Below are 12,922 nucleotides of genomic sequence, written 5' to 3'. Positions count from 1 at the left end.
TTTATTTATTATAATATAAAATATAATATATTTATAAGTTATATTTTAACCAAAAATAAAGGAGATATTTTATGTTTGACGCTAAACAAAAGGTTATGCCTAATGGAATAAGATTAGTTACTATAAAAAAAGATACCCAAATAACTTCTATAAACGTGGGAGTTAAAATAGGATCCATATATGAAAATATTAACGAGAAAGGAATAAGCCACTTTATAGAACATATGCTTTTTAAAGGAACTAAGAATAGAGACAATGAAAAATTGAATATGGATTTAGAAAATTTATGTGGAGAATATAATGCCTATACGGATAAAAACAGTACGGTATATACTATTACTACATTAAATGAAGAATTGGAAAATGGAATTGAAATTTTATCGGATATGCTTAGAAATTGTATTTTTCCACAAGATGAAATTGAAAAAGAAAGAGAGGTAATATTAGCAGAAATAAGAACAAGTAGGGACGATATAGAAGATTTAAGCTTTAAAAAAGTAAATGAAATAGCTTTTAACAAAGGTCCTCTAAAATATGAAACTATAGGGGATGAAAAAAGTGTTAAAAATCTCACTAGAAGAAAAATAGTGGATTTTTATGAAAAATATTATGTTCCTAACAACTGTTATATATCTATAGTTTCACCTCTTGACCATGAAGAGGTTTTTAATATAGTTTGGAAGTATTTTAATGAATGGATATGGAAAGAATTTAAAAGGAAGGAAGTTATTGCAGAAAAAAATATTCCAATAAAAAAGATTTCCTATAAAAAAAATATAGAACAAAGCACAATAATTTACCTTTTTACATTTCATCATATAAGTAAAGAGGAGGAATTGGCACTTAGAATATTGAACCATAAATTTGGGGAAAGTGCTAATTCAATATTATTTAGAAAGCTTAGAGAAGAAAAGGGATTTGCTTACGATGTATATACTGATTTGGATTTAACAAACTATGTTAAAACTCTCTCTATATATACTGCTGTAGGTGAAGAAAATATAGATGAATCACTAGAAGTAATAGATGAATGTATTAAGAAAATAAAGAATGAAGAAATAATATTTGATAACAATACTATAAAACATATGAAAAAGGTTTTAAAAACTGCTATTGCTTTTACTTTAGAAGACCCATCAGATATAGGAAATTATGTGCTTCACCAAGCAATTGATGAAGATAATATATATAAGTTTGTTACAGATATGGATGAAATAGAAAAGGTAAAAAAGGAACATATATATAATGTTGCTAGGCTTATTTTTAATGAGCCAACTATACACATATTTAAAAGTGAAAAATAAGGTGAGTATATAATGGAAGATTTAAAAAAAATTATTACTAAAGTTGAAATTCAGAAAAGAAACAAGGATAGGGTAAATGTGTATATTAATCATGAATTTGCCTTTGCATGCAGTGCAGAATTAGTATATATTCATAATATTGAAAAGGGAAAGAGTGTGGATTTTAATTGCTTAAATGAAATAATAATAGAAGATAACTATATAAAATGTAAATCCAGTGCTCTTAAAATTATAGAAAAAGTGTACAAGACACAATCACAGATATCTTCAAAGCTTCTTGAAAAGGGATATGATGAAAAAACTGTAATTAGAACTATAGAATTTCTGAAAAAATATGGCTTTATTAATGATGAAAAGTTTGTACAAATGTATATAAAGGATAAGTTAAAAAGCAATGGGAGAAATAAAATAAAATACGATTTGATAAAAAAGGGAATAGATGAGAAAAAAATAAGTGAAGGCTTTGTTTGTATAGAGAGTGGCGTTGAAAAAGAGACAGCAATTAAGTTAGCGGAAAAAAAATACAACTTATTGATTAAAAATGAAAGAGATTATAGAAAGATTTATAAAAAAGTAGGAGAATTTTTAATTAGAAAGGGATATAATTCAGATATAGTTTCAGAAACATTAAACAATGTTATAAAAAAAGATTTTAATGATTTTGAAAAAAAGGATGAAACTCATGATGATGAACAAACTGATTTAGATAAATTACATGAGCTTGCGGAAAAAAGATATAACATAATATCAAAATCTGAGCAGGATTATAAAAAAATTTATAAAAAACTTAGTGATTATCTTTTAAGAAGAGGGTACTCATGGGAAAATATAAAAACTGTATTGCGTTCTATTGTAAGTAATGAAGATTCATATATTTAACAAAAACCTCTTATTATCAAGTGCAAGTATATATTTTAGCTTTGTTAAGTATAGAATTATAAAGTGCCGTCAGGTATAAAGTTAAGAGGTGAGTACAAATGTTAGGCATGAATAATATTAATATGGTAACCATAGCTCTTATTTTAGTATTTCTTTATCCTTTAATAAGAGGATTTTTGTTTAAATTTTCATCCTATAATTTAAAATCAGATATTAATGAAATTAACAGAAGTATATCTTTTATTTTAGCTTTGTTTTTAGGAATTTACTTTGGAAGAAAGGTATTTATTCAACATGATTCTGGTATTTATAAAAAAATATATATATCAATACCAGCAGATTTTTTAAATTATATACAAAGCAATACTCTTATAATTTATGCTGTAATAATACCTGTAATAATACTTATAATTTATAAAATTATTAAACTTAGTTTAGAACTTATAAATTGTTTAACTGTTTATCCTATGTTAGATATAATAGAAAAATCTTTAAGTTCTAAAGGAAACTTTTTTAGGAGATTGACAGGGTTAGTTTTTCAATTGCCTAAAGCTATATGTTATTTACTTTTAGTAACACTTGCATTAAATATACTGTCTATGTTTAGTACAAATGCAAAGTTAAATAAGTATTTAGAAGCATCAAAACCTTACAATATTATGTGTAAGGAAGCAATAATACCTATTACAAATTCAACTATAGCCAAAAAGCTTCCTAGTATTATAGATAACTCTTTTAAAATTGTCATCAAGCAAGGGGAAAATAAGGAAACCGCACCTGGAAAAGTTAATAATAACGATAGAACTGTAGTATATTATAATGGAGTTACTTTAGATCAAGGAGTAAAATCTAATGATGAAATAAATAAATTTTCAAAAAGTATAGTATCAAAAGAAGATACAACTAAAGGTAAAGCAAAAATAATATATAATTGGATAGGAAAAAATATAGCCTATGATCATGATAAGGCCAATAAGGTTTTAAACAATGATTTTAATGTACAATCTGGTGCTATATATACTTATGATACTAGAAAGGGTATTTGTTTTGATTATTCTTGTTTGTATGTGGCTATGTGTAGAGCAAATGGTATAAAGGTAAGATTGATAACAGGTGAGGGATTCAATGGAGTTAGTTGGGTAAGTCATGCATGGAATCAGGTTTATTTACCGGAAGAACAAAAGTGGATAAATGTAGATTCTACATTCTATAGGGGAGGTAATTATTTTAATAGCCAGAGATTTCAGTTAGATCATAAAAATGCACAGATAGCAGGTGAATGGTAAAATGCTTATTTGCCTTAGAAAATTTAATATCTTGTGTAATTATGAATGATAGAATTTAGGGGATGATATGAATGGAAAAATACGAAGAAAGGATTAGAAAGAATAAAGTAAGACAAAGAAGAAATCTTGTATTATCAGTTATTTCTTTATTAATTCTATTTTCAGTTGGTTTTTTCATAGGGGGGAAGATATCAGCCAGAAAAAATGTTGTAGTTAACGCTGCAAATTTAAAAGAACAGCAGAAAAAATTAGATCAAGAAGCTATGAATAAAAGAGAAAACAGTGTTAATCCTAATAATACAAAAGATGAAGGAGCTTTTGATCCTTATAAATCAGATGGTAAGAAAGTAGTATATTTAACTTTTGATGATGGACCATCTACAAATAATACGCCTAAAATATTGGACATACTTAAAAAATTTAATGTAAAGGCTACTTTCTTTGTTATTGGACAAAATGCTGAACAAAATAAAGATTTGATAAAAAGAGAAATATCAGAGGGGCACGTAGTAGGGAATCACACATATACACATGATATGCACTATGTATATTCTGATCCTAAAGTTTTTATCAATGATTTGGACAAGTGTAATAATGTACTGAAATCTATTATAGGAAGTAAATATAGTTTAAAGCTTATAAGATTTCCAGGAGGATCTTTTGGACAGAGATTAGCTCCATTTAGGCAGGAAGTTAAAAAAGTAGGGTATCATTATGTGGATTGGAACGATCTAACAGGAGATGCAGAACATAATAGTGTTCCTGTAAGTAGTTTAATCAGTAAAGTTAAAACTTATGGTAATCAAGAGCATTTAGTAATTTTGATGCATGATGCACCAGCAAAGGTTACAACGGTACAAGCATTGCCGCAGGTAATAGAATATTTTAAAGCAAAGGGATATTCATTTGAAGCTTTAAAATAATCAAAGTACAACATTATTAAATCTTAATATTTCTTATGTAAATAAAATAAATGCAGAAAAACATAAAAGTTTATTCTGCATTTATTTTATTTAGACAAATGTTTTTTTATTATAATATTTATAGCTTTTTCACAATCGACATCATCATTGTTTAAACACCAAGCCATATTAAAGTATATTAGGGCCTTTTTGTTATCATTAAGCATCACATAGCAATATGCAAGATTAAAAAAGTATTTACTTTCTTTTTTGATCATAATAGCTGATTTAAGTAGAGAAATTGCTTTTTTATACTCTTTAAGCTTTATGAAACATACTGCTGAGTTATAAAGAGCAGCAGATTCGTTATCTTTATATTGAACGGCTTTTTGATAAAGATTAATAGCGTTCTGGTAATCTTTTGCATTATAATACTCATTGGCTTTGTGAAAGTAACTCATGTGAATCCTCCTCAAGTTTTTATATGAATTTATCTACGTGTACAGTTTGATAATTGTTATCTTTTATGGATTATATTAAATTTATATCCATGTTTTGAGAAAAGTATTCCACATTAGCTACAAAAAATATTTATTGGTATTTTTAATATAAAACTACTTACTCAACTTTCTATTTGCGAAAGTTAAGTTACTTGATAGCTTTTTCAGCAAAACTATTATTTACTATTTTGCTGAAAGCTGGTCTTTGAGGAATAAGGCTTGGATTATAGGATTGAATTATATCCATAAGTCTATTAAGATTTTCTTCTTTCATTACAGGAGTTGAAGCAAAGGCATTTATTGATCTATAATTTTTCACTACAGATACAATTATGCTTTCATCTGTTCCAGGGAAGAAAGATTTTATGGATTTTGCTACCTCTTCATCATTGTGATTTTGAACCCAAATTTGACCCTTATAAATAGCTTTAGTAAATTTTTCTATGATTTGAGGATTTTTATCCATGTAGGATTTTGTTGAAAAATAACAGGTATAAGGTATAACTCCAGCAGATCTTCCTATGGAAGCCACAATATATCCGGATTTATCTTTTTGAAGCATGCTTCCTGTAGGTTCAAAAAGAGCTACATAATCTCCTGTACCAGCCTTAAACGCTCCGGCAGTAGCAGTATAAGCAACATTTGTTATAAGATTTACATCCTTTCCAGGTTGAATACCATGATTTTTTAACACATATTCTAAGCTCATTTCAGGAACACCACCAGGTCTTCCGCCTATGATACTTTTACCCTTTACATCTTCCCATTTAAAATCTTTTACATCATTACGTCCTACAAGAAAAGAACCATCAGTTTGAGTAAGTTGCCCAAAAAGAACAGGATAATCTTCTTTATTCTGATTGTTAATATATATTACTTGCTCTGGTCCACAGAAACCAATATCACAGCTTTTGCTTAATACTTGCTGCATGGTTTTGTCAGCACCTTGCCCAGTTGTAAGATCTATGTTTATACCTTCTTCTTTAAAAAATCCTTGATTTATAGCTGCATACATTGGAGCATAGAAAACAGAACGAGCAACTTCATTTAACTTTATAGTAGTAACAGTATTAGTAGATTTCTTATCACCACCACAACCAGCGAAAATAACAGCAACAAATACAAAACTTAGTAGAAGTGAAAAAATATGAAATTTTTTATTTTTCATAATACATCCTCCGATGTTTTTTATATCAATTCATAATATGATTTTTAAGGAGATTGTGTTAAAGTTTTTATTATTAAACACATAAAAATATACTTTAAAATATACTTTGATATAAAAAGTGGTATAATAGAGATATGTTTGTGATCGGAATGTTATAGCAAAATTTTATATATTTCAGTTGATATATAAATAAGAATGGGAGGGGAACATTTGGAACAGTATATAGTAAAAAAAGTTTTAAATAATAATGTTGTGATTGCTGAAAAGAATGCAGAAGAATTTGTTATAGTCGGAAAAGCTATTGGATTTAATTGTCACAAGGGAGCTGAAATAGGAGAAGATAGAGTTGAAGGAATATTTGTAAAGCAGTCAGCAAAATCCAATGAAGAATTTAATGAAGTATTAAAAAAGATTAATAGTGAAATTATAGGTATTTCAGAAGAAATAATTTCATTATGCGAAAAAGAACTAGGACTAAAAGTCAGTGAAGCCATACATATATCTCTTCCAGACCACATTAATTTTGCTATTACAAGAATTAAGGAAGGAATAAAAATTGAAAATCCATTTTTGAATGAATTAGAAGTGCTATATCCTAAGGAATATAAGCTGGCAGAAAAAGCACTTGAAATGATTAATGATAGATTTCAGGTAAATTTACCTGAAGATGAAATAGGTTTTATATGTATGCATATTAATGCAGCTATCAGTGAAAAAAATGTAAGTGATACGTTAGTACATACTAAAAAGATAAACGAAATCATGCAGTTTATATTTAAATTATTAAAAAAGAAAATTGATACAAAATCTTTAAGTTATATAAGAACGATTACACATTTAAATTTTATGATAGAAAGAATATTGGACAACAAGTCCATTAAAAATAGTTTGCTTGATGCTATAAAAAAGGAATATTATAATGAGTACGGAATAGCAATCAAAGTTGCTATGAAAATTGAAGATTTATTTTCTGTGAATGTTCCAGAAGATGAAATTGGATATATTACTTTACATATAAATCGAATTAAAGACATATAGGCAGTGTTACTATTAAATTAGGCATGAGCTTAAAGAAGTAACTATTTATATAGTTATTGTATTTTTGCTGATGTCTTTTACTTTTTTTACATTTAATTATATAAACTGATGTGCTGGGATATATTAAAAACAATATAATAGCCTGTTTCATACATTTAATATTGAAACCTTTTGGATAAAATATAAATAGGAGGAAATGATGTGGAAAAGTTATTTGCAGTACTACAGAAAGTCGGCAAATCTTTGATGCTTCCAGTATCAGTTCTGCCGGCAGCCGGATTGCTATTAAGATTTGGTCAGCCAGATTTATTAAATTTAGCTTATGTAGCTAAGGCAGGAGATGCTATTTTTACTAACTTACCAATGATTTTTGCAGTTGGAGTAGCAATTGGATTTTCAGGAGGAGAGGCAGTTGCGGCGCTAGCTGCAGTAGTGGGTCAGCTTATACTTGAAGCTGTAATAAAAGTGGCTAGTTCTAATGCTGCAGAAGTATTAGCAGCAAAGGTTGCTTCTGAGCAGCATATGGCAGTATCAGCTTTTATGAAAACTGCATCTTATACAGATATAGTTTCAAAGAGTACAATCAACATGGGGGTTTTTGGAGGTATTTGTATAGGGTTGATTGCTGGAGTACTATATAATAAATTCCATAATATTAGGTTGCCACAAGTTTTAGGATTCTTTGGCGGAAAAAGGTTTGTACCAATTATTACAGCTATTGCAGCTTTAATATTTGGAATAATAGGTGTAAGTGTTTGGACTCCAATTCAAAATGCAATTAATGTATTCTCACAATGGGCAGATACATCTATACTTGGACCGGCATTTTATGCAGCTGGTAAGAGATTATTAATTCCAGTTGGATTACATCATATATATTATCCAGCATTTTTATACCAATTTGGACAATATGTTTCTGGTGGTGTAACTTACTTTGGTGATTCGGCTAGGTATTTTCATGGTGACCCTACTGCGGGAGTATTTATGGCATCAGAATTTCCAATTTTAATGTTTGGTCTTCCAGGAGCTGCAACTGCTATAATTATGGCTTCTAAGAAAGAAAAGAGAAAGCAAATAGCTGGTATGATGATTTCTGCAGCTTTTGTTGCATTTCTAACAGGAATAACAGAGCCAATTGAGTTTTCTTTCATATTTGTAGCACCAATATTATTTGTATTCCATGTACTTGCAGCGTTTTCATCCGGAATTGTTACTAGCTTATTACACATTAGATTGGGATATACATTTTCAGCATCATTTATTGATTATTTGCTAGGATTTAAATTTGCGGGTCATCCATTGCTTATTTGGCCAATAGGTATAGGATATTTTTCTATGTATTTCTTTGTATTTTATTTTACAATTAAGGAAATGGATATAAAGACACCAGGTAGAGAAGATGAAGATAGTTTAGAAGTAGTATACATAAATGCCAAAGGTAGTGAAAAAGCAGCTAAAATTTTAGAAGCTGTTGGTGGAAAAGATAATATTAAAGCTTTAGATGCATGTATTACAAGATTAAGATTTATTTTAAAAGATGTTTCAAGGGTTGATAAAGATACATTAAATGCACTTGGAGCAGCTGGTGTATTAATGATTGGAAATAGTGCTCAGGCTATTTTTGGTACAGAAGCAGAAAGAATTAAAGATGATATAAAAGCTATTATTGCCAATGGAGGAGTTGTAAAGAATTCAGATTACGATGAAATTTCATCAAACAATGAAGCTGCATTGGATGGCAATAAAAAAGATGCAAGTAAATCGTGTACACTATTTAATCCTGTAGATGGAGAAATAGTTGAATTAGAACAAGTGCCTGATGATGTCTTTTCAGATAAAATGTTAGGTGATGGATTTGCTGTTATACCAAAAGGAAATAAGGTATATTCCCCTGTAGATGGTAAAATAAAGGTATTATTTCCTACTAAACATGCAGTTGCTATTGTGACGGATGATGGACTAGAAGTATTGGTACATGTAGGCATTGATACTGTAAAATTGAATGGTGAAGGATTTATAGCACATACTAAAAAGGAAGATGAAGTTAAAAAAGGAGATTTACTTTTGACTTTTGATTCCAAGATAATTAAAAAGAAAGCTAAAAGTATAATTACACCAGTAATTATTACTAATATGAATTCTGTAGAAAGTATTAGTATAGATTTAGGAAAAAAGAAACACGGTGAAAGTACGGCTGTTATAACTACAAAATAAATAGGTATTTTACAGCTACTTAGTATGCTTTATTAAAAAACTTCAATCTATTTTTTATATATTTTATTTAGAATAAAAGCTTCTTATTGAGGAAAATATAACATTGTAAATAAGGAGGGTTTAATTATGAGTGTAAAAAATAGACATAAAGCAGGTAATAGAGAGAATAAGAAAAATGATATGAATAGGCCAAGTGGAAATAAAAAAAATACTAAAAATCCACCAGATTATGAAAACTTTAAAGGAGAGCCTATATAAACTTTTAAAAACATACTTGACAGTTTAATAATTAAGGTTATAATAATATTTAAGTTAATATAGTTTTATTGGCTGTGAAGAAGAGGAGTAAAGGTAAGGAATATATTAAGAGAGGAAAGTTTATTGGCTGAAAGGCTTTCTATATGGATTACTTTGAAGGTAGCTTCTGAGCTTCTTTATTGAAATTAAGTAGATAAAGACGGTTTTCTTAACCGTTAGTTGTATTAAGAGCCTGTAATTTTGCAGGAAAAAAGGTGGTAACGCGAGGTTTTTCGTCCTTTTAAGGATGAAAGACCTTTTTTTATTTTTCCTAAGGAATTGATGGTTTTATTTATGGGGGTGAAAGCATGAATTTTATTATTAGATCAGTAGAATTAAAAGATGCTAAAGACATAAATGAAATTAGAATTATGGATGGGGTAAAAGAAAATATTTTGGGAATAATTAGTGAGAGGGTTTCATGGTAAAAATATGCTGCTGTCAAAAATGGCAAATATGCAGATGAATATATAATGGCAAGATACAAAAATATATAAGGAAACTTAAGGAGGAAATTTTATGTCAAAAAATAAGGAAATGGCAACCACTTATAATCCAAAAGAATTTGAGGGCAAACTTTATAAGAATTGGGAAGAAAAAGGATACTTTACTCCAAAGGTGGATGAAAATAAAAAACCATATACTATAGTATTACCACCACCAAATATAACAGGAAAGCTTCATTTAGGTCATGCACTAGACGATACTATCCAGGATATAATTATAAGAACAAAGAGAATGCAGGGATATAGTACTTTATGGCTTCCAGGACAAGATCATGCAAGTATAGCAACAGAAGTTAAAGTAGAAAATGAACTTTTAAAGCAAGGTCTTAAGAAAAAAGAAATGGGCAGAGAAGCATTTCTAGAAAAAGTTTGGGATTGGGCAAATGAATATAGAGAAAGAATAAGAAATCAAGTAAAACAGCTTGGATCATCTGTAGACTCCACGAGGGAATGTTTTACCATGGAAGAAAAGGCCAATAAGGCTGTTAGAACTTTCTTTGTTAAGCTATATAATGAAGGACTAATTTATCAAGGAAACAGAATAATAAATTGGTGTCCTAAATGTCAAACTGCTATATCTGATGCAGAAATTGAATATAGTGAGCAAGAAGGACATTTTTGGCACATTAAGTATCCAGTAGTAGGTAGTGATGAATACTTAGAGATAGCTACTACAAGACCAGAAACAATGCTTGGAGATACAGCGGTTGCTGTTAATCCTAAAGATGAAAGATATACTCATTTAGTAGGAAAAACATTAATGCTTCCACTAGTTAATAAAGAAATTCCTATAATAGCAGATGATTATGTTGATATGGAATTTGGAACTGGTGCAGTTAAAATTACTCCAGCTCATGATCCTAATGACTATGCAGTTGGTAAGAGACACAACCTTCCAGAGATAATTGTTATGCATGAAGATGGAAGAATTAATTTCCCAGGAAGTAAATATGATGGCCTTGATAGATATGAAGCTAGAAAAGTTATAGTTGAAGATTTAAAAAATCAAGGTTTCTTAGTTAAAATTAAAGATCATGCTCATAATGTAGGATGCCATGATAGATGCGGCAGTACTATTGAACCTATGATTTCAAAGCAGTGGTTTGTAAAGATGGAATCTTTAGCAAAACCAGCTTTAGATGTTGTTAGAACTAAAAAAGTTAAATTTATACCTGAAAGATTTGAAAAGACATATTTTAACTGGATGGAAAATATTCAGGATTGGTGTATTTCAAGACAATTATGGTGGGGACATAGAATTCCTGTTTGGTACTGCAAAGATTGTGGTGAAGTTATTGTAAGCGTAGATGAAGTAACAAAATGTACTAAATGCGGATCAGATAAATTAGAACAGGATAAAGATGTACTTGATACATGGTTCAGTTCAGCTTTATGGCCTTTTTCAACACTTGGATGGCCAGAAAAAACACCAGATTTCAAATACTTTTATCCAAATAGTACATTAGTTACGGGATACGATATAATATTCTTCTGGGTAGCAAGAATGGTATTCTCAGGATTATATTGTGCAGACGATATTCCATTTGAAAATGTATTAATTCATGGAATAGTAAGGGACTCTGAAGGAAGAAAGATGTCTAAATCCTTAGGAAATGGTGTAGACCCATTAGATGTAATAGATCAATATGGAGCAGATGCTTTAAGATTTACTCTTATTACAGGAAATGCTCCAGGAAATGATATAAGATATTATCCTGAAAGGGTAGAATCTTCTAGAAATTTTGCAAACAAGATATGGAATGCATCAAGATTTGTACTTATGAATTTAGATGGAGAAATCATGAATAAGTACAAAGACTGCAAGAATTATAGCTCTGCTGATAAATGGATTTTATCTAGAATGAATACTTTAATAAAAGAAGTAACAGACAATATAGAAAAATTCGAATTAGGTATAGCAGCACAAAAGGTTTATGATTTTATTTGGGGTGAATTCTGTGATTGGTATATAGAACTTGTTAAGCCTGTTATGTATGGAGATGATGAGGAAGCTAAGGGTGTTGCCTTTAATGTTTTAAATAATGTATTATCTACAAGCTTACAATTATTACATCCAATAATGCCATTTATAACAGAAGAAATATATACTCATCTTTATACTGATTATGAGTCAATAGTTATATCAAAGTGGCCTGAGTATAATGAAGCACTTAATGATGAGAAAGCAGAAAAGGATATGGAATATATCATCGAAGCTATTAAATCATTGAGAAATGTAAGAACAGAGATGAATGTACCACCATCAAGAAAAGCTAAGATAATGGCTTATATAACAGAAAGTGCTGCATTAGAAGCATTTAAGAATGGTGAGGATTACTTCAAGAAACTTGCTTCAGCAAGTGCAGTAGAATTTTTAAATACTAAGGAAGAAGCTCCAGAAAATGTGGTTTCAGTAGTTACAAGGGGAGCAGAAATGTTTATGCCTTTACTTGATCTAGTAGACCTTGAAAAAGAACTTGAAAGATTAAATAAGGAAAAAGAAAAGTTAGAAAAGGAAATAGACAGAGTAGAAAAGAAACTTGCTAATGAAAAATTTGTGTCAAAAGCACCTGAAGCAGTAGTTAATGAAGAAAAAGCTAAAGGTGAAAAATATAAAGAAATGCTTCAATCAGTCTTAGAAAGACTAGAAAGTTTAAAATAGTTGAAAAGAATATAATTATTTTGTGCAACTGCTGGCGATACATATTGTCAGCAGTTTTTTATTGGAATTGATTAAATATTAAAAATTTAGTAAAATAAAATGGAATTAAAGACAGGTTTCAAAAAGAAATAACTTGGAGATACTAGTTATTTTGTAAAATTAAAAT

Annotated in this window: 11 protein-coding genes, 1 pseudogene and 1 other annotated feature; of the genes and pseudogenes, 10 read left to right on the top strand and 2 right to left on the bottom strand. The window is 29.1% G+C overall.

Annotation, left to right across the window (positions count from 1 at the left end):
• Nucleotides 1–71 precede the first annotated feature (71 nt).
• From Ccar_RS18065 to Ccar_RS18050, 4 genes are all read left to right on the top strand, one after another.
• Entirely contained in the window at nucleotides 72–1,304 is a 1,233-nt protein-coding gene (locus Ccar_RS18065) for a M16 family metallopeptidase (RefSeq protein WP_007064395.1), read from the top strand.
• A gap of 12 nt (nucleotides 1,305–1,316) precedes the next feature.
• Nucleotides 1,317–2,183 carry a recombination regulator RecX gene (gene recX, locus Ccar_RS18060; protein WP_007064396.1) on the top strand — a complete coding sequence of 289 codons (867 nt, stop codon included), beginning with the start codon at nucleotides 1,317–1,319 and terminating at the stop codon, nucleotides 2,181–2,183.
• A gap of 98 nt (nucleotides 2,184–2,281) precedes the next feature.
• Nucleotides 2,282–3,469: a transglutaminase-like domain-containing protein gene (locus Ccar_RS18055; protein ID WP_007063091.1), complete on the top strand. Its 1,188-nt coding sequence runs from the start codon at nucleotides 2,282–2,284 to the stop codon at nucleotides 3,467–3,469.
• A 71-nt stretch (nucleotides 3,470–3,540) separates the two neighbouring features.
• Nucleotides 3,541–4,392, top strand: coding sequence for a polysaccharide deacetylase family protein (locus Ccar_RS18050; RefSeq protein WP_007063092.1), 852 nt, complete (start codon nucleotides 3,541–3,543; stop codon nucleotides 4,390–4,392).
• An 86-nt stretch (nucleotides 4,393–4,478) separates the two neighbouring features.
• Here the strand turns inward: Ccar_RS18050 and Ccar_RS18045 are convergent, their stop codons facing one another.
• Both Ccar_RS18045 and Ccar_RS18040 read right to left on the bottom strand, forming a co-directional pair.
• The gene (locus Ccar_RS18045; protein ID WP_029162839.1) at nucleotides 4,479–4,832 is read right to left on the bottom strand and encodes a tetratricopeptide repeat protein; all 354 of its coding nucleotides are present in this window, start codon (nucleotides 4,830–4,832) and stop codon (nucleotides 4,479–4,481) included.
• Nucleotides 4,833–5,019: 187 nt separating this feature from the next.
• Nucleotides 5,020–6,039, bottom strand: a complete 1,020-nt coding sequence (locus tag Ccar_RS18040; RefSeq protein WP_007063094.1) for an ABC transporter substrate-binding protein — start codon at nucleotides 6,037–6,039, stop codon at nucleotides 5,020–5,022.
• Nucleotides 6,040–6,249: 210 nt separating this feature from the next.
• On the opposite strand from Ccar_RS18040, the gene Ccar_RS18035 reads away from it, so the two are divergent.
• The 6 genes and pseudogenes from Ccar_RS18035 (at nucleotide 6,250) to Ccar_RS18020 (ending at nucleotide 12,756) form a co-directional block, all read left to right on the top strand.
• Nucleotides 6,250–7,077, top strand: coding sequence for a PRD domain-containing protein (locus tag Ccar_RS18035; protein ID WP_007063095.1), 828 nt, complete (start codon nucleotides 6,250–6,252; stop codon nucleotides 7,075–7,077).
• A gap of 246 nt (nucleotides 7,078–7,323) precedes the next feature.
• A complete protein-coding gene (locus Ccar_RS18030) occupies nucleotides 7,324–9,291 on the top strand; it encodes a glucose PTS transporter subunit IIA (RefSeq protein ID WP_237737298.1) in 1,968 nt (655 codons plus the stop codon).
• 126 nt (nucleotides 9,292–9,417) lie between these two features.
• A complete protein-coding gene (locus Ccar_RS27650; RefSeq protein WP_007063097.1) occupies nucleotides 9,418–9,549 on the top strand; it encodes a hypothetical protein in 132 nt (43 codons plus the stop codon).
• Nucleotides 9,550–9,614: 65 nt separating this feature from the next.
• Nucleotides 9,615–9,832 (top strand) — a binding site (T-box leader).
• A 64-nt stretch (nucleotides 9,833–9,896) separates the two neighbouring features.
• Complete coding sequence (locus Ccar_RS18025) at nucleotides 9,897–10,016, top strand: hypothetical protein (protein ID WP_007063098.1); 120 nt, start codon at nucleotides 9,897–9,899, stop codon at nucleotides 10,014–10,016.
• Nucleotides 10,017–10,085: pseudogene (locus Ccar_RS27740) on the top strand (GNAT family N-acetyltransferase); the annotation flags it as partial.
• A 22-nt stretch (nucleotides 10,086–10,107) separates the two neighbouring features.
• Nucleotides 10,108–12,756: a valine--tRNA ligase gene (locus tag Ccar_RS18020; protein ID WP_007063099.1), complete on the top strand. Its 2,649-nt coding sequence runs from the start codon at nucleotides 10,108–10,110 to the stop codon at nucleotides 12,754–12,756.
• Nucleotides 12,757–12,922 lie beyond the last annotated feature (166 nt).

Source organism: Clostridium carboxidivorans P7 (assembly GCF_001038625.1).
In the GTDB taxonomy this organism is placed as follows: domain Bacteria; phylum Bacillota; class Clostridia; order Clostridiales; family Clostridiaceae; genus Clostridium_AM; species Clostridium_AM carboxidivorans.
Note: the sequence above shows the minus strand (reverse complement) of the source record. Positions and strands in the feature narration are given on the sequence as shown.

What these genes read in the sequence shown, in the direction of transcription:
- Ccar_RS18040 (WP_007063094.1), bottom strand. Translation starts at nt 6,039, where the DNA reads ATGAAAAATAAAAAATTTCATATTTTTTCACTTCTACTAAGTTTTGTA.
- Ccar_RS18030 (WP_237737298.1), top strand. Translation starts at nt 7,324, where the DNA reads ATGCTTCCAGTATCAGTTCTGCCGGCAGCCGGATTGCTATTAAGATTT.
- Ccar_RS18050 (WP_007063092.1), top strand. Translation starts at nt 3,541, where the DNA reads ATGGAAAAATACGAAGAAAGGATTAGAAAGAATAAAGTAAGACAAAGA.
- recX (WP_007064396.1), top strand. Translation starts at nt 1,317, where the DNA reads ATGGAAGATTTAAAAAAAATTATTACTAAAGTTGAAATTCAGAAAAGA.
- Ccar_RS18055 (WP_007063091.1), top strand. Translation starts at nt 2,282, where the DNA reads ATGTTAGGCATGAATAATATTAATATGGTAACCATAGCTCTTATTTTA.
- Ccar_RS18065 (WP_007064395.1), top strand. Translation starts at nt 72, where the DNA reads ATGTTTGACGCTAAACAAAAGGTTATGCCTAATGGAATAAGATTAGTT.
- Ccar_RS18020 (WP_007063099.1), top strand. Translation starts at nt 10,108, where the DNA reads ATGTCAAAAAATAAGGAAATGGCAACCACTTATAATCCAAAAGAATTT.
- Ccar_RS18025 (WP_007063098.1), top strand. Translation starts at nt 9,897, where the DNA reads ATGAATTTTATTATTAGATCAGTAGAATTAAAAGATGCTAAAGACATA.
- Ccar_RS27650 (WP_007063097.1), top strand. Translation starts at nt 9,418, where the DNA reads ATGAGTGTAAAAAATAGACATAAAGCAGGTAATAGAGAGAATAAGAAA.
- Ccar_RS18045 (WP_029162839.1), bottom strand. Translation starts at nt 4,832, where the DNA reads ATGAGTTACTTTCACAAAGCCAATGAGTATTATAATGCAAAAGATTAC.